Here is a 17,286-nt window from a genome sequence, read left to right as displayed (position 1 = left end):
TGATAGCCCCATTACTCGTCAACGACCCCAAATTATGGCACTCACTTCCAGCCGTTCAGAATTGTCTAACTTACAGACAAATAAGACAAAACGACTTTACCGCTTGCCGGGCCGCTTTTATGGTTATCAGCTTTTCGTACTGGTCGTCCTTGCCGTGCTTTTCACGTGGTTATCACGCAATGAAGCGCTCGACAGATGGATCACCGGTTTTTGGTATGACGCGGCAACGCAGAGCTTTCCACTGCAGAAAGATCATCTGCTGGATCTGCTGAACCACCGTCTGGCGAAGTACATTGCCATCGCCTTAGGTGCCGTGGCGCTGTTTTACGGCGCTTACAAGCGTAACGCAAGGCTGGTCACGGCGGCGCTGCTGATGGGCGTTGGCGCGCTGGTGGTGGGCGTGCTGAAAAGCGTGAGCCATCACAGCTGCCCGTGGGATCTGGTGGAATATGGCGGTAAGGCCGTCTCTTATCCCCTGTTCAGCGCCGTCCCTGCTGACAGCGGTCCGGGGCGCTGCTTCCCCGGCGGTCACGCCTCCAGCGGCTTTATGGTGATGGGGCTGTTTTTTGCCTTCTGGCGCGAGCGTCCGCGTCTCGCCTGGTCCTTCGTCGCGCTGGGCGTGGTGTTAGGCCTGGTGATGGGCTACGGCCAGATCATGCGCGGGGCGCATTTTTTCTCTCACAACCTGTGGGCTGGGTGGTGGGTCTGGTTTTCTCAGGTGGTGGTCTACGGCCTTGTTTCCACCCGGTTTGCTAAAGAGTGATAACGCTATGCTAGAGAATCTGAATTATCAGCTGTTTTATCTGATCAACGCCACCCCGGCCTCGCCTGAGTGGATGATCGACTTTGCCACCTTCCTGGCAAAAGATCTGATCAGCATCGTGCCCGCGCTGGCCGCCATCCTCTGGCTGTGGGGACCTCGTAGCCAGGTGAAAGCACACCGCCAGCTGGTGATCAAAGTGGCGATGGCGCTGGGCGTGAGCGTTCTGGTGAGCTTCGCACTGGGTCATGTGTTCCCGCACCCCCGTCCTTTTGTGGCTCACGTGGGCTATACCTTCCTGCACCACGCGCCGGATGACTCGTTCCCGAGCGATCACGGTACGGTGATCTTCACCTTCGCACTGGCTTTCCTGTTCTGGCATCGCCTGTGGTCTGGTGCGGTCCTGATGGTGGCAGCCCTGGCAATCGCCTGGTCTCGCATTTACCTGGGCGTTCACTGGCCGCTGGATATGGTGGGCGGTTTCCTGGTCGGGCTGATTGGCTGCGTGAGCGCGGCTATCCTGTGGAGTCTCTTCGGTGAAGCGCTCTACCGCACGCTGTCTTCACTCTATCGTGCCATTTTCGCTATCCCGATCCGCAAAGGCTGGATACGTGACTAACCCCAACCTGACAGGTTACACTTGAACCCCCGCCCTGCGGGGGTTCACTTTTTTATCCCGAGGAACTATGGAAACACGTCGCGATGACCGCATTGCTCAGCTGCTACAGGCGCTGAAGCGCAGCGATAAGCTGCATCTTAAGGAAGCCGCCAACCTCCTCGGCGTCTCAGAGATGACCATTCGTCGGGATCTGAATAGCGAGAGCGCGCCCGTCGTGCTGCTGGGCGGGTATATTGTGCTTGAGCCGCGCAGCGCCAGCCATTATCTGATCAGCGACCAGAAGACGCGCCTGGTGGAAGAGAAACGCAAAGCCGCGCGGCTTGCGGCCTCACTGGTACAGCCGCACCAGACGCTGTTTTTTGACTGCGGTACCACTACGCCGTGGATTATCGAGGCCATCGACAGCAGCATTCCGTTCACCGCCGTCTGCTACTCCCTGAACACCTTTCTGGCGCTTCAGGAGAAACCCGAGTGCCGGGTGATCCTATGCGGCGGCGAGTTTCACGCCAGCAACGCCATCTTTAAGCCGCTTAACCTGCAGGACACGCTCAGCAATCTCTGCCCGGATATCGCGTTTTATTCCGCCGCCGGCGTTAATGTGCGCCAGGGCGCGACCTGCTTTAATCTGGAAGAGCTGCCGGTGAAGCACTGGGCGTTGAGCGCCGCGCAGTACCATGTGCTGGTAGTCGATCACAGCAAGTTTGGTAAGGTACGTTCGGCAAGAATGGGCGAGCTTGCGCAGTTCGATGCCATCGTCAGCGATTGCCGCCCGGACGACGAGATCGTGGCCCACGCGAAGGCGCAGCAGGTGAAGTTGATGTATTAAACGGGGTGCGGTCTGATGCCCTCACCCCGGCCCTCTCCCTGTGGGAGAGGGAGAAAACGCATCGAGTTTAGCTAAACCAGCTGCCAAACCACCCGTGGAATTTCATCATCACGAAATCCCACATCCGGCTGAAGAAACCGCCCTCTTCCACCGCTTCCATCACAATCAGCGGACGCTGTTCAATCGACTTACCGTTGAGCTGGAAATCAATGGTTCCGACCACCTGACCTTTTTTCAGCGGCGCGGTGAGCTGCGGGTCGGTCAGAGTGTAGCTGGCTTTCAGGTTTTTCAGCTGGCCGCGCGGAATGGTCACCGAGCCCGCCTCACCCGCGCCCAGGTTCACTTCGCTCTTGTCACCAAACCAGACGCGCTGGCTGACGAACGTGGCATCCGGTTTAATCGGCGTCACGGTTTCATAGAAGCGGAAGCCCCAGGTAAGCAGTTTTTCTGACTCATTAAAGCGAATACGGTCGGTTTTGGTGCCCAGCACCACCGAAATCAGGCGCATGTCGCCCTGGGTCGCGGAGGCCACCAGGTTATAACCTGCACCCGCCGTGGTGCCGGTTTTCATCCCGTCCACATTGACGTTGCTGCTCCACAGCAGGCGGTTGCGGTTCGGCTGGCGGATTTTGTTGAAGGTAAACTCTTTCTCTTTGTGGATTGCGTATTCATCCGGCACGTCGTGGATCAGCGCTTTCCCCAGCAGCGCCATGTCGCGCGCGGTACTGAACTGCCCCGGCGAATCCAGACCGTGAACCGTTTTAAAGGTCGTATTGGTCAGGCCCAGCTTTTGCGCGTAGCCATTCATCAAACCAATGAAAGAATCCTGGCTGCCGGCAACGTAATCGGCCAGCGCGATGCACGCATCATTTCCCGACTGAATAATTACCCCTTTGTTCAGATCGGAAACGGAAACCTGATCGCCCGGCTTCAGGAACATCACCGATGATCCGCGCAGCGCCGGGTTGCCGGTCGCCCACGCGTCCTTACCGATGGTTACCATATCGTCCAGCTTGATCTTGCCCGCTTTTAACGCCTGACCCACCACATAGCTGGTCATGATTTTGGTCAGGCTTGCCGGATCGAGTTTCTCATCCGCATTCCCTTCCGCCAGCACTTTACCGCTGGAATAATCCATCAGGATCCAGGCGCGCGCATCCACAGGCGGCGCTTCGGGCGCAGCCTGTTCAGCTGCGTAGAGCGTTGGTGCAAACAGGAAAAGAAGCGCAGAGCCGGTCGCCAGGCTGCGCAGAGAAGTCATTTTACGCGTCATAAATGCCACCCGAGTGTCCATTCAAAAATTACGTCACATCACCGTGTCGCAAGAAGCGATGAGTAATAGCGCACTAAAACGGTTAAAGAAACCCAACGAGGGTAAAGTTATTAAAGTTTATGCAATAACATTCAGATACGCTTTGATTAAGACGATTTTTTTGTCTTCTGTTGCGTAATTGTTAGGTTTATCTCACCATGGCGAAAGGCTGACTCGGATTCACATCTCATCGGGAGTAAATATGATTACGCTGTGGGGCAGAAATAATTCGACCAACGTTAAGAAAGTGCTCTGGACGCTGGAAGAGCTGGATTTACCGTTCAATCAAATCATGGCTGGCATGTCGTTCGGCGTAAACAAAGAGGCCGACTATCTGGCCATGAACCCGAACGGCCTGGTGCCGCTGCTGCGCGATGATGAAACAGACGCGACGCTTTGGGAGTCCAACACCATTGTGCGTTACCTCGCCGCGCAGTACGGTCAGGGCCGCCTGTGGGTTGAAAACCCCGCCCGACGCGCTCAGGGCGAAAAGTGGATGGACTGGGCAAACCAGACGTTATCCCCGACCCACCGCGTGATCCTGATGGGGCTTATCCGCACGCCGGAAGCTGAACGCGACTATCCCGCAATTCACGCCGCGCAGGATGCCTGCGAAAATCTGTTTGCGATGATGGATGACGAGCTGGCGAAGCACGCCTGGTTCTCCGGCGAGGCGTTCGGCACAGGCGATATCGCCGTGGCGCCGTTCGTCTGGAACCTGACCAACATGGGTCTGAAGTGGACGCCGCGCCCTCACCTTGAGCGCTGGCTTAAACAGCTGAGCGATCGCCCGGCGTACCGCAACGTGGTGATGATCCCGGTCACCTGATTACGCTCCGGACGGGCTGACTTTCAACAGCTGCCCGTCCGTCTCGTCGGTCAGGACATACAGATACCCATCCGGCCCGACCCGCACATCGCGAATACGCTGGTCCCGGTCTCCCAGAATGCGCCCGTCCTCCGTCACCTTGTTTCCCTCCACGCTCAGCACGATCACGTCCTTCTCCTTCAGCGCCCCAATAAACAGCTTGTTTTTCCACTGCGGAAAAACGTCGCTGTTGTAGAACGCCATGCCGCTCACCGCGGGTGAGACTTTCCAGACGAACAGCGGCTTCTCGGTGCCCTCAACGTGCTCGCCTTTGGCTTCCGGTATTTTCAGGCCGCTGTAGTTAATGCCGTGCGTCGCCAGCGGCCAGCCGTAGTTCTTACCCTTCTCCGGGATGTTGATCTCATCCCCGCCGCGCGGGCCGTGCTCGTTTAGCCAGAGCGTGTCGCTCCAGGGGTTCATCGCCATCCCCTGCGGGTTGCGAATGCCGTAAGACCAGATTTCGGGCCGCGCGCCGGGGGTATTCACAAAGGGGTTATCCGACGGGACTTTCCCGTCTTCGGTGAGGCGCACCACTTTACCCTGCAATTTATCCAGATCCTGCGCCGTCGGACGCTGATTGTTCTCGCCGAGTCCGATAAAGAGAGAACCTTTGCCGTCAAACACCAGTCGTCCACCAAAATGGTTCCCGGTGGAGAGTTTCGGCATCTGGCGGAACACCACCTGGAAGGCTTCAATGCGCGTAAGATCGTCGCTCAATCGGCCATAGCCCACCGCCGTCCCGGCTTTGCCGTCACTCCCTGCTTCGGCGAAGCTCAGCCAGATGCGGCGTGATTTTTCAAAATCCGGGGCGAGGACCACGTCCAGCAATCCTCCCTGACCGTTTGCCCAGACCTTCGGCACGCCGATAATCGGATCGGAGAGCCCTTTTCCTGCCTGCCAGCGTTTGAGCTGACCGTCCTTCAGGGTTACCAGCAGGCCTTTATTGTGCGGAAGAAACGCCAGAGACCAGGGATGATCGAGTTTATTTTGCAGCACCTCGACCTTGACCGCCTCTGGTGCAGCAAGAAGCGAAAACGGAATGAACAACGCAGGCAGGAAAATCAGCGAGGATCGAGGCATAACGCGCTCCTTTATCGGCATATGGCATAAAGGTTAGCCACTGCATCCGGGCGCGTTACCACTTTTACAAAAGCTTAATCAGAAGGGGGAGTTGCCTCCCCCGGGATCAGTGCTGCTCAAGCTGTTTGTGCTCGTTCAGACACATGATGCATAGAGAGAGCGTTGTCAGGCAGTTTTCAAGCTTCTCCGCGTTTACGGCGATAAAGTTCGGGCAGTCGTGGCGTCCGTTCATCAGACACACCCCTGCAATGGAGAGCACCTCAGCGGCGCGGCGCAGCGCTATTTCTTCACTTTCGCCGCCGTTCGCCTTCAGGGTCGGTGCTTTTTCACGCATGAAATTACACAGTTCAAACAGATTATCACGCAGATGTTCGCTTTCGCTGACTGACATATACCCTTTTGCCTTCCTCAACTGCAGGTACGCGGCCAGGTCGATTCGGGCGTTGATCAGCTTGTTCAGCAGATCGCGTTTAAGTCTGTCAACGGTCATGCTCTTTCCTCCTCTGTCAGCCATGGTGCATAGTCAGGATAAGTTCATTTTTTGTACAGTTTAATGCCTGGGATCAATTTTTATTAACTGATTAACATAATTTACAATGTTACAACCTCACGCGCAGCGAAGCGCGCTACGGGGAGCTATGCTACTTTTTTATTAGGCTGAATGGCTTGCAAAATCGCACTCGCAGAGGTGAGTATGGCAGCACTCCCGGTGTCTGAAAAAATATGTTCGCTCTCTAAGGTAGACCTGAATCTTCTCACCATCTTTTGCTTAATCTATAGCGTAGGAAGCATTTCTAAGGTTGCCGATATGCTGGGCATATCCGCTTCTGCTGTCAGCCAGTCGCTGCGAAAACTGCGTGAAATGATGGGGGACAACCTCTTTGTCCGCAGCGGCAACATCCTGCTGCCGACGGTGTTTTCAGATGAGCTTTACGATAATACAATCTCGATAATCGATAGGCTCTCCACCCTTCTGCCTGACTCAGCCCCCTCACGTAAGAAGCGCGTGACGCTTTATACGGAATCCTTTATTTCTCCGCTGGTGGTGCCGGAATTAACGGAAAAGCTCCTTGAAACGAATTCAGACATTAGTCTGCTGCATCGCACTGAAGACCTGAATGAACAAAAAACCACTGAACTGCTGAACATGCATCAGGCTGATGTGGTGTTCTCTACATTCTCAGTGGAAAACAGCAACATCCGATGTCAGAAGGTGTGCGATATAGACCTGGTGCTTGTCGCCGCGCAGGATAACCCGCTTTATGGCAGTACTATCGATGAAGAGCTGTTCAGAAATGCCAGCCTGGTGGGCTATAACACTAAAAACGAAAAAATTATTTATTACCGCAGCATCGCTGATAAAAAATTCCGCTCCAGCGAACGCTGTTTACTCACCACCTCGTTTGCTTCCATTCTGATCATTATCGCCAAAACTCCATGTCTGGGGATTATTCCCGAGCGCGCCTTTGCCACTTACTCAGAGATGTACAAGCTCAGACGAGTTGGCACCCCGTTCCCGTTACCGAAATTCAGCATTTACTCCTCATACCGAAAAGAGAGCAATAAATTGCTCTCTACTGTGCTGGATGACCTGCTGGTTCCGACAACTTAGCGGCGCGTTTCAGTTCTGATTTAATTTTTCGCGGATTTAGCCCTGTTGCGACAGCAATATCGGTTAGCTTGACGCCGTGCGCATAAAGGGTTTTAGCCATAGCGACTTTGGACTGGACATACATATCTTTCATTAAGGATCTCACAAGTCATGTTGACAGGGTGAAAGATATCTTTTGATGATTTTTTAGCCAATTAGCATCGCTTAAAGCCGGGATAAGTAATTCTAAACAGTGTTGCTAAGCAAAGCGGTTGATCCAAACCTGCTGAGATCGCCACAGACCTGTATAAATCCCCCGCGATACGCTGTAAAATCCCGCCCTGACAACTCCATAATTGATGAATTTTTAACCTATGAGCAATGTTACGCACCAGCCGAAAATCGGCTTCGTCTCCCTGGGCTGCCCGAAAAACCTGGTGGATTCAGAACGCATCCTGACCGAACTGCGCACCGAGGGCTATGACGTGGTGCCAAGCTACGACAACGCCGATATGGTGATCGTTAACACCTGCGGGTTTATCGACAGCGCGGTTCAGGAGTCACTGGAAGCCATCGGTGAAGCCCTGACGGAAAACGGCAAAGTGATCGTGACCGGCTGTCTGGGCGCGAAAGAAGACCAGATCCGCGAAGTGCACCCGAAGGTGCTGGAGATCACCGGCCCGCACAGCTACGAGCAGGTGCTGCAACATGTTCATCACTACGTGCCAAAACCCAAGCACAACCCGTTCCTCAGCCTCGTGCCGGAACAGGGCGTGAAGCTGACGCCGCGTCACTACGCGTACCTGAAAATTTCCGAAGGCTGCAACCATCGCTGCACCTTCTGCATCATCCCGTCCATGCGTGGCGATCTGGTGAGCCGTCCCATTGGTGAAGTGCTGGCGGAAGCTAAACGTCTGGCCGACGCGGGCGTGAAGGAGCTGCTGGTCATCTCCCAGGACACCTCGGCCTACGGTGTAGACGTTAAACACCGCTCCGGTTTCCACAACGGCGAGCCGGTGAAAACCAGCATGGTGGGCCTGTGTGAGCAGCTGTCCAAACTCGGTATCTGGACGCGTCTGCACTACGTCTACCCGTACCCGCACGTTGACGACGTGATCCCGCTGATGGCGGAAGGCAAAATTCTGCCGTACCTGGATATCCCACTGCAGCACGCCAGCCCGCGCATTCTGAAGCTGATGAAGCGCCCTGGCTCCGTTGACCGCCAGCTGGCGCGCATCAAGCAGTGGCGCGAGACCTGCCCGGATCTGACCCTGCGCTCCACCTTCATCGTCGGCTTCCCGGGTGAAACCGAAGAAGACTTCCAGATGCTGCTCGACTTCCTGAAAGAAGCGCGTCTGGACCGCGTTGGCTGCTTCAAGTACAGCCCGGTAGAAGGCGCAACCGCCAACGAGCTGGCGGACCAGGTGCCGGAAGAGGTGAAAGAAGAGCGCTGGAACCGCTTCATGCAGCTGCAGCAGCAGATCTCTGCTGAGCGTCTGCAGGAAAAAGTGGGCCGCGAGATCATGGTTATCATCGACGAAGTGGATGAAGAAGGCGCGATTGGCCGCAGCATGGCGGATGCCCCTGAAATCGACGGTGCGGTGTACCTGAACGGCGAAACCAGCGTTAAGCCGGGTGATATTATTCGCGTGAAGGTTGAAAACGCGGATGAGTATGACCTGTGGGGTAGCCGGGTTTAATCTCCCCCTCTGTAGTAGGCCGGGTAAGGCGTAGCCGCCACCCGGCACATTTCACAGCACTACCCCTTAATCCTCGGATCCAGCGCGTCGCGCAGCCCGTCACCTAACAAGTTAAACGCCAGCACGGTCAGGAAAATCGCCAGACTCGGGAAGATCGCCACGTGCGGCGCAATCACCATATCTGCCCTCGCCTCGTTCAGCATCGCGCCCCACTCCGGGGTCGGAGGCTGTGCGCCTAACCCCAGAAATGACAGGCTGGCGGCCGAGATAATCGACACGCCGATACGCATGGTGAAATAGACCACGATGGACGACACCGTCCCCGGCAGAATATGGCTGAAGAGAATGGTGGCGTCGCTGGCCCCCATACTGCGGGCCGACTCGATAAAGGTCTGCTGTTTCAGCACCAGCGTGTTGCCGCGCACAAGACGAGCAAAGGCCGGAATCGAAAACACCGCGACCGCAATGATGACGTTTGCCATGCCGCTGCCCATGATCGCCACCACGGCAATTGCCAGCAAAATGCCGGGAAAAGCAAACAGCACGTCACAGATGCGCATGATGATGCGATCCCACCAGCCTTCGTAATACCCGGCAACGAGACCCAGCACGGTACCGATGGCCGCGCCGATCAGCACCGCGAACACCCCGGCGGCAAGCGAGATCTGCGCCCCCACCAGCACGCGGCTAAAGATATCGCGCCCGAGGGAGTCCACGCCGAACCAGTGCAGCATCGACGGTCCGTCGTTCAGACGGTCGTAGTCAAAATAGTTTTCCGCATCAAACGGCGCCACCCACGGCGCAATCACCGCCACCGCAATCAGCAGCAGCACAAACAGCCCCGCGGTCATCGCGACCGGCTGACGGCGAAAACGCCGCCAGAATTCAGACCACGGGGTGCGGACGTGGTCCGGTTTTAGCCCCGGCATCGCGTTTAAAACGGCCTGACGTCGCCAGTTCAACAATCGCATCTTACTTGTACCTGATGGCCGGGTTAATGGCGGCATAGAGCACGTCCACCACTAAGTTGATAAGAATAAACTCCAGCGAGAAAAGCAGGACTTCCGCCTGAATCACCGGGTAGTCGCGCATCTCGACGGAATCGACCAGCAGGCGTCCCAGCCCCGGCCAGTTGAAGACCTTTTCCACGACGATAGAGCCGCCCAGCAGGAAGCCAAACTGCAGTCCCATCATCGTCACCACCGGGATCATCGCATTGCGGAACCCGTGCTTGAGAATGACCCACTTCTCGCTGACCCCTTTCGCCCGCGCGGTGCGAATATAATCTTCGCTCAGCACGTCAACGAACGAGGCGCGGGTAAAGCGGGCCATCACCGCCGACACGGCAGCTCCCAGCGTCATGGAAGGCAGAATGTAATGCTTCCAGGTATCGGCCCCGACGGTCGGCAGCCAGCCCAGTTCGACGGAGAAGATCTGCATCAGCAGCATCCCCAGCGCGAATGCCGGGAAGGAGATGCCGGTCACCGCCAGCGCCATGCCGAGCTTGTCCGGCCAGCGGTTGCGCCAGACGGCCGCGATAATCCCGGCGCCCAGCCCAAACACGACCGCCCAGCTCATGCTGGCAATCGTTAACCAGAACGTCGGCATAAAGCGGCTGGCAATCTCCTCCGACACCGGACGGCGCGATACCATCGAGATACCAAAATCGCCCTGCAGAACGTTGCAAATATAATGGATGAACTGCATATACAGCGGCTGGTCGAGGCCAAGCTGCTTACGCACTAGCTCAATGACGGTGGCATCCGCTTCAGGCCCGGCAACCAGACGCGCCGGATCGCCCGGCAGCATATGGACAAACAGAAACACCAGGATCGCCACAATCAGCAGCGTCGGGATAAGCCCCAGCAGGCGTTTACACACATAATTCAGCATGAGGTTTATTTTAAATCCGCATCGTCAAAGCTAAAGCCCGTATCCGGCATGATGTAGAACCCGGTCAACGCTTTATTATGGGCTGACACCAGTTTCTCCACCACCAGCGGCACCCACGGCGACTCTTTCCAGATGATGTCCTGCGCGTCCTTGTAGAGACGCGCTTTCTCTTCCGGCTTGGTGGTTTTCAGGGCATCGGCCAGGTCTTTGTCCACCTGCGGGTTGCTGTAAAACGCGGTGTTGAACAGGGTTGGCGGCCAGTTCTGCGAGGCAAACAGCGGCGACAGCGCCCAGTCTGCTTCACCGGTCGAGGCCGACCAGCCGGTATAGAACATCCGCACCCCGCTCTCTTTCTGCCCTTTGCCCTCCACCTCTGCCGCACGCTGTCCGGCATCCATCGCGGTCACCTGCGCCTTGATGCCGACCTGCGCCAGCTGCTGCTGGGTAAACTGCAGCACCTTCTGAGCGGTACTGTGATTATGCGAGGACCACAGCGTGGTGCTGAAGCCGTTCGGGAAGCCCGCCTCTTTCAGCAACTCGCGCGCTTTGGCCGGATCGTACGGCCACGGCTGATAGCTTTGCGCATAGGCGATAGCCGGCGGCAGCACGCCGGTGGCCGGAGTGGCATAGCCCGCAAAGGCGACCTTCACCAGCGCCTGACGGTTAATGGCGTAGTTGATGGCCTCACGCACCTTCGGGTTATCGAACGGCTTTTGCGTGACGTTCATGCTGATGTAACGCTGCATGATCGACGGGCTGGCGACCAGCTCCAGCTTGCTGTTTTTCTGCAGAATGGCGGCCTGCTCATACGGGATCGGGAAGGCAAACTGCGCCTCGCCGGTTTGCAGCATCGCCGCACGGGTGTTGTTATCCACTACCGGACGCCAGGTGATGGTGTCCAGCTTCGGCAGCCCTTTCTGCCAGTATCCCGCGTATTTCTTCACCTTCACAAAATCGGTCTGATTCCAGGTGACCAGCTCGTACGGACCGGTACCGACCGGGTGGAAGCCAATCTCCTTGCCGTATTTCTTCAGCGCGGCAGGGGAAATCATCGCCGTCGCCGGATGCGCCAGAATATTGATAAACGCGGAGAACGGCTCTTTCAGGGTGATTTTTACCGTCGTCGGGTCAACCACCTCGGTTTTGGCGATGTTTTTATAGAGGTTATAACGCTTGAGGCTGTTTTCAGGATTGCTGGCGCGATCGAGGTTAACCTTCACCGCGTCTGCATTAAAGTCGGTGCCGTCCTGGAACTTCACCCCGGTTTTGAGCTTAATGGTGTACACCAGCCCGTCGTCGGACACGGTGTACCCCTCCGCCAACACGTTTTTGAGCTTCATCTCTTTATCCAGGCCAAACAGGCCCTGGTAGAACGATTTCGCCACCGCCTGGGAGAGCGTGTCGTTAGCGTCATACGGATCCAGCGTGGTGAAGTTAGAGCCGACAGCGACCACCACATCTTTGGCAGCGAACGCGGGGGCAGCGGCCAGGGCTGCCGTCACGCTCGCGGCTAACAACCATCTACGCGCTACAAATGTAACCATTGTGTTCTCCTGCCTGTTGAAAGTTATAACCGCGAAAAGGCATTGTCCTGACGCGGGGGAGCAACGAAATGACCCGGACTGACCTCGCGCAACGCCACGCGCTCTACGGCCTCGCCGCGTTTACGAATATTGCTCGGCATTTCATCCTGCAGCAGCACGCGCTGGCCGTGACGATGCGCCGGGTCGGCGACCGGGACCGCCGCGATGAGCTTGCGGGTATACGGGTGCTGTGGGTTCTCGAATACCGCTCTTCGCGGACCGATTTCCACAATTTGCCCCATAAACATCACCGCCACGCGATGGCTGATGCGCTCAACCACCGCCATGTCGTGCGAGATAAACAGGAAGGCGATCCCCATATCCCGCTGTAAATCCAGCAATAAGTTGATGATCTGCGCCCGGATAGAGACATCCAGCGCCGAGACGGACTCATCGGCAATCACCACTTTCGGGTTTAGCGCCAGCGCGCGGGCGATGCAGATACGCTGCCGCTGTCCGCCGGAAAACTCGTGCGGATAACGCCAGGCATGCTCCGGCTTCAGGCCGACGCGCTCCAGCAGCCAGGCCACGCGACGCTGTGCCGCTTCGCCGTCGAGCAGGTTATGTACCCGCAGCGGCTCCATGATCGAATACCCCACCGTATGGCGCGGGTCGAGGGAGGCATAGGGATCCTGGAAAATAAACTGAATATCCCGCCGCACCGCCTGCAGCCTGCTGTCCGGAAGGCTATCAATGCGCTCGCCGTTAAAGGTAATGCTGCCTTCCTGTGATTCCACCAGACGGAGCAACGCGCGCCCGGTGGTGGATTTACCGCAGCCGGACTCCCCCACCAGCGCCAGCGTTTCACCCGGCCAGAGATCGAAACTGACGTTTTCCACCGCGTGCACTTCGCGCTTCACCCGGTTCAGTACGCCGCTGCGCAGCGGAAAGCGGGTGACCAGATCGCGCACTTCCAGAATGGGCTTACCCGGCACCACGGTGTCCTGCTCGCGCTCATCCTCCTGCTGCTCAGACGCCTCGAGAGAAATCAGGGGGAAGCGGCGCGGCAAATCGCTGCCGTTCATCGCCCCCAGACGCGGAACCGCCGCCAGCAGCGCTTTGGTGTAAGGATGCACGGGCGCGTGAAAAATCTGCTCAACCGGGCCGGTTTCCACCGCGCTGCCCTTGTGCATCACCAGTACGCGATCGGCGATATCGGCGACCACGCCCATATCGTGGGTGATGAAAATCACCCCCATCTCCATCTCCTGCTGCAGGACTTTGATGAGCTGCAGGATCTGCGCCTGAATCGTCACGTCCAGCGCCGTCGTTGGTTCGTCGGCAATCAGCACCGCTGGACGGCAGGAGAGCGCCATGGCAATCATCACCCGCTGGCGCATGCCGCCGGAAAGCTGATGCGGATAGCGCCCCAGAATGGCCTGCGCCTCCGGAATGCGCACCAGCTCCAGCATCCGTCGGGCCTCTTTGAGCGCTTCATCGCCGCTCAGCCCCTGATGCAGGCGGATGGACTCGGCAATTTGCTCCCCGACCGGGAACACCGGGTTCAGGGAGGTCATCGGCTCCTGGAAGATCATCGCAATATCCGCCCCGCGCACGCTCTGCATCTGCGAACCGCTTAGCTCATTTAAATCAATGACCTGACGATTGCGGCGGCGCAGGAGCATTTTCTCGCTGCTGATTTGCCCGCCCGTCTGTTCCAGCAGGCGCATCAGCGCCAGCGCGGTAACCGATTTCCCGGAGCCGGACTCGCCAACAATCGCCAGCGTCTCGCCGCGCCTGAGCGTGAACGATAAATTCTGTACTGCGGGGATGAACTGCCGCTCTTCCTGAAACGCAATATCGAGCTGATGGACAGCCAGCACTTCGCGGTTGTCCAGTTCTTCACTGTGCGGCACGCGCTGCCCCCTTATTCACGATAGATGCCCGTGCTCGGTTCATCACCGGCATAACCCCAGGCGCGATACATGCCTTCGCTGTTGAACGGCAGTGCCACGTTGCCCTCACGATCCACCGCAATGAGTCCGCCGACGCCGCCCAGGGCAGGCAGTTTTTCCATCACCACGCGCTCGCAGGCCTCGCTCAGGCTTAAGCCGCCGTAATCCATCAGCGCGGTGATGTCGTAGGCCGCGAGGGCGCGAATAAATACTTCCCCGGTTCCGGTACACGACACCGCCGCCGTCGCGTTATTGGCATAGCAGCCGGCGCCCGGCAGCGGGCTGTCGCCGACGCGTCCGGGAAGCTTGTTGGTCATCCCGCCCGTTGACGTCGCCGCCGCGAGGTTCCCGGCCTTATCCAGCGCCACCGCGCCGACCGTGCCCATTTTGGTGGTTTCATCAAGCGGCGCACTGTGGTCAAGCTGCGTCATGCCCGCCGAACGGGCGTCCAGCAGCTGCTGATAGCGCGCTTCCGTGGAAAACAGATCCGGCGATACCGGCTCCATTCCATGTTCGAAGGCAAACCTCTCCGCCCCCGCGCCCGTCAGCAGCACGTGCGGGCTCTCTTCCATCACCAGACGCGCGGCCAGCACCGGGTTACGCAGGTGGCTGACGCCTGCCACGGCCCCCGCTTTCAGGGTGATACCGTCCATGACGCAGGCATCCAGCTCGTGCGTTTCATCCCGGGTAAAGACCGAACCGATCCCCGCATTAAATAACGGGCACTCTTCCAGCAGACGCACCGCCTCGGTGACCACATCCAGCGCGCTCTCGCCCGCTTCCAGCATTTTCTGGCCCGTTTCCACAATGGCGTACAGCGCGTCGATGTAGCGTTTTTCCTGCTCAGAAGTGAGCTGTGCACGGGTGATTGCCCCGGCCCCGCCATGAATTGCGATTACCGCCTTAACCATTCGCATCACCCGTTAGCCTGTTTTGCGGCTTTTTCTATAAATATCATTATCGTCGACGAAACTTCAGATGATTTTTGAATATAGAAAGACGTAACAGTGATGTAAAGCGTGCACCCTTCGGTCATACAGTTAGCCGCACTTTTCTGCCATAATGGACGCTTTCGTTGTTACTCCGCAGGAGCCCACCATGGATTTTACCGCCGGATTGATGCCGCTTGAGACGGCACTCACGCAGATGCTTGACCGAGTTTCCCCGCTGCATGACGTTGAGACGCTGCCCCTCGTGCGCTGTTTTGGCCGTATTGCCGCGCGCGATATCGTCTCTCCGCTTAACGTGCCGGGGTTTGATAACTCCGCGATGGACGGTTACGCGGTACGCCTGGCGGATCTCCAGACGGGTAACGCCCTGCCGGTGGCGGGTAAAGCCTTTGCGGGTCAGCCGTTTAGCGGTGAATGGCCTGCGGGCACCTGCGTGCGCATTATGACCGGCGCACCGGTTCCGGCAGGCTGCGACGCCGTGGTGATGCAGGAAGAGACCGAACAGACCGACGACGGCGTGCGTTTTACTGCGAACGTTAAAGCGGGCCAGAACATCCGCCGTACCGGCGAGGACATTACCCTCGGCGCGACGGTCTTTGCTGCCGGACAGAAGCTGACGGTGGCGGAGCTGCCGGTCCTGGCCTCGCTCGGCATCGCGGACATCGACGTTATCCGTAAAGTGCGCGTTGCGGTTTTCTCCACCGGCGACGAGCTGCAGCTTCCGGGCCAGCCGCTGCAGGACGGCCAGATTTACGATACCAACCGCCTGGCGGTACACCTGATGCTGGAGCAGCTGGGCTGCGACGTGATTAACCTCGGCATCATTCCTGACGATCCGGAAAAACTGCGCGCCGCGTTTATCGAGGCGGATAACGCAGCCGACGTGGTCATCAGCTCCGGCGGCGTCTCCGTGGGCGAAGCGGATTACACCAAAACCATCCTCGAGGAGCTGGGTGAAATCGGCTTCTGGAAGCTGGCGATCAAGCCGGGCAAACCGTTCGCGTTTGGCAAGCTTTCACACAGCTGGTTCTGCGGCCTGCCGGGTAACCCGGTCTCGGCGGCACTCACCTTCTACCAGCTGGTGATCCCGCTGCTGGCGAAGCTTTCCGGCAACAATGCTAACCCGCTGCCGGAACGCCAGCGCGTTCGTGCCGCCACGCGCCTGAAAAAATCACCGGGCCGCCTCGATTTCCAGCGCGGCATTCTGGCGCGCAACGCGGACGGCGAGCTCGAAGTGAGCACCACCGGGCACCAGGGCTCGCACATTTTCAGCTCCTTCAGCCAGGGCAACTGCTTTATCGTGCTGGAGCGCGAGCGCGGTAACGTGGAAGCAGGCGAGTGGGTTGAGGTCGAGCGCTTTAACCACCTGTTCGGAGGCTGACATGACGGTGGAGCTGAGCGACCAGGAGATGATGCGCTACAACCGCCAGATTGTGCTGCGCGGATTCGATTTCGAGGGCCAGGAAGCGCTCAAGGCAGCCAGCGTACTGGTTGTCGGTCTGGGCGGTCTGGGCTGCGCCGCCGCGCAGTATCTTGCCGCAGCGGGCGTGGGAAAGATGACGCTGCTGGATTTCGATACCGTATCGGTCTCGAACCTGCAGCGCCAGACGCTGCACAGCGACGCGACGGTGGGCCAGCCGAAAGTGGAATCCGCCAGGGCTGCGCTGGCGCGCATCAACCCCCACGTTCAGTTCACGTTGATTGACGCGATGCTGGATGACGACGCGTTGTCCGCGCAGATTGCGCAGCACGATCTGGTGCTGGACTGCACCGATAACGTCGCCGTCCGCAACCAGCTCAACGCGGGCTGTTTTGCCCACAAAATTCCACTGGTCTCCGGCGCGGCGATCCGCATGGAGGGGCAAATCAGCGTCTTCACGTACGCCGAGGGTGAACCCTGCTACCGCTGCCTGAGCCGTCTGTTTGGCGAGAATGCGCTGACCTGCGTTGAGGCGGGCGTGATGGCGCCGCTCGTCGGCGTGATTGGCTCATTGCAGGCAATGGAAGCGATCAAAGTGCTGGCGAATTACGGCACGCCCGCAGCGGGGAAAATCGTGATGTATGACGCGATGACCTGCCAGTTCCGCGATATGAAGCTGATGCGTAACCCGGGGTGTGAGGTTTGCGGAGGGTAAACCCTGCTGCGGCCTGATGCCCTCACCCCGGCCCTCTCCCACAGGGAGAGGGCCGGGTAAGCGCCAGCGCCACC

At 58.1% G+C, this 17,286-nt stretch carries 16 protein-coding genes; 8 read left to right on the top strand and 8 right to left on the bottom strand.

Features of this window, described 5'->3' with window-relative positions; genetic code table 11:
- Positions 1-34 precede the first annotated feature (34 nt).
- From AC0TNG_RS21745 to deoR, 3 genes are all read left to right on the top strand, one after another.
- Complete coding sequence (locus AC0TNG_RS21745; RefSeq protein ID WP_024908674.1) at positions 35-763, top strand: phosphatase PAP2 family protein; 729 nt, start codon at positions 35-37, stop codon at positions 761-763.
- Positions 764-770: 7 nt separating this feature from the next.
- A complete protein-coding gene (gene ybjG / locus AC0TNG_RS21740; RefSeq protein WP_032649343.1) occupies positions 771-1,379 on the top strand; it encodes an undecaprenyl-diphosphate phosphatase in 609 nt (202 codons plus the stop codon).
- A gap of 67 nt (positions 1,380-1,446) precedes the next feature.
- Entirely contained in the window at positions 1,447-2,205 is a 759-nt protein-coding gene (gene deoR / locus AC0TNG_RS21735) for a DNA-binding transcriptional repressor DeoR (protein WP_008503427.1), read from the top strand.
- 67 nt (positions 2,206-2,272) lie between these two features.
- Here the strand turns inward: deoR and dacC are convergent, their stop codons facing one another.
- Complete coding sequence (dacC, locus tag AC0TNG_RS21730; RefSeq protein WP_047653218.1) at positions 2,273-3,478, bottom strand: serine-type D-Ala-D-Ala carboxypeptidase; 1,206 nt, start codon at positions 3,476-3,478, stop codon at positions 2,273-2,275.
- 241 nt (positions 3,479-3,719) lie between these two features.
- Between dacC and AC0TNG_RS21725 the strand changes: the two genes are divergently transcribed.
- A complete protein-coding gene (locus AC0TNG_RS21725; RefSeq protein ID WP_024908678.1) occupies positions 3,720-4,346 on the top strand; it encodes a glutathione S-transferase family protein in 627 nt (208 codons plus the stop codon).
- Here the strand turns inward: AC0TNG_RS21725 and AC0TNG_RS21720 are convergent, their stop codons facing one another.
- Both AC0TNG_RS21720 and bssR read right to left on the bottom strand, forming a co-directional pair.
- Positions 4,347-5,465, bottom strand: coding sequence for a PQQ-dependent sugar dehydrogenase (locus AC0TNG_RS21720; protein ID WP_473713092.1), 1,119 nt, complete (start codon positions 5,463-5,465; stop codon positions 4,347-4,349).
- 106 nt (positions 5,466-5,571) lie between these two features.
- On the bottom strand, positions 5,572-5,955 hold the full coding sequence (gene bssR / locus AC0TNG_RS21715; protein WP_024908680.1) for a biofilm formation regulator BssR: 384 nt from the start codon (positions 5,953-5,955) through the stop codon (positions 5,572-5,574).
- Positions 5,956-6,159: 204 nt separating this feature from the next.
- On the opposite strand from bssR, the gene AC0TNG_RS21710 reads away from it, so the two are divergent.
- Both AC0TNG_RS21710 and rimO read left to right on the top strand, forming a co-directional pair.
- Positions 6,160-7,077 (top strand): LysR family transcriptional regulator, encoded by a 918-nt coding sequence (locus AC0TNG_RS21710; RefSeq protein WP_024908681.1) that lies wholly within the window; start codon positions 6,160-6,162, stop codon positions 7,075-7,077.
- A 353-nt stretch (positions 7,078-7,430) separates the two neighbouring features.
- Positions 7,431-8,756 (top strand): 30S ribosomal protein S12 methylthiotransferase RimO, encoded by a 1,326-nt coding sequence (gene rimO, locus AC0TNG_RS21705; protein WP_473713091.1) that lies wholly within the window; start codon positions 7,431-7,433, stop codon positions 8,754-8,756.
- Between the two features lie 59 nt (positions 8,757-8,815).
- On the opposite strand, the gene gsiD is transcribed toward rimO, so the two are convergent.
- From gsiD to iaaA, 5 genes are read right to left on the bottom strand one after another with little or no spacing between them, the layout of a single operon-like run.
- The gene (gene gsiD / locus AC0TNG_RS21700; RefSeq protein WP_024908682.1) at positions 8,816-9,727 is read right to left on the bottom strand and encodes a glutathione ABC transporter permease GsiD; all 912 of its coding nucleotides are present in this window, start codon (positions 9,725-9,727) and stop codon (positions 8,816-8,818) included.
- Between the two features lies 1 nt (position 9,728).
- A complete protein-coding gene (gsiC, locus tag AC0TNG_RS21695; RefSeq protein ID WP_048990345.1) occupies positions 9,729-10,649 on the bottom strand; it encodes a glutathione ABC transporter permease GsiC in 921 nt (306 codons plus the stop codon).
- A gap of 5 nt (positions 10,650-10,654) precedes the next feature.
- Positions 10,655-12,193, bottom strand: coding sequence for a glutathione ABC transporter substrate-binding protein GsiB (gene gsiB, locus AC0TNG_RS21690; RefSeq protein WP_473713090.1), 1,539 nt, complete (start codon positions 12,191-12,193; stop codon positions 10,655-10,657).
- A 23-nt stretch (positions 12,194-12,216) separates the two neighbouring features.
- The gene (gene gsiA, locus AC0TNG_RS21685; protein WP_473713089.1) at positions 12,217-14,088 is read right to left on the bottom strand and encodes a glutathione ABC transporter ATP-binding protein GsiA; all 1,872 of its coding nucleotides are present in this window, start codon (positions 14,086-14,088) and stop codon (positions 12,217-12,219) included.
- 11 nt (positions 14,089-14,099) lie between these two features.
- On the bottom strand, positions 14,100-15,038 hold the full coding sequence (gene iaaA / locus AC0TNG_RS21680; protein WP_417927135.1) for a beta-aspartyl-peptidase: 939 nt from the start codon (positions 15,036-15,038) through the stop codon (positions 14,100-14,102).
- A gap of 187 nt (positions 15,039-15,225) precedes the next feature.
- On the opposite strand from iaaA, the gene moeA reads away from it, so the two are divergent.
- Together moeA and moeB are read left to right on the top strand one after the other, a co-directional pair.
- Positions 15,226-16,458 carry a molybdopterin molybdotransferase MoeA gene (moeA, locus tag AC0TNG_RS21675; RefSeq protein ID WP_157188815.1) on the top strand — a complete coding sequence of 411 codons (1,233 nt, stop codon included), beginning with the start codon at positions 15,226-15,228 and terminating at the stop codon, positions 16,456-16,458.
- 1 nt (position 16,459) lies between these two features.
- Positions 16,460-17,212, top strand: coding sequence for a molybdopterin-synthase adenylyltransferase MoeB (gene moeB, locus AC0TNG_RS21670; protein ID WP_473713088.1), 753 nt, complete (start codon positions 16,460-16,462; stop codon positions 17,210-17,212).
- Positions 17,213-17,286 lie beyond the last annotated feature (74 nt).

The sequence above is a fragment of the Enterobacter sp. PL_is514 genome, from assembly GCF_055816715.1.
This window is presented reverse-complemented; position numbering and strand designations above follow the sequence as displayed.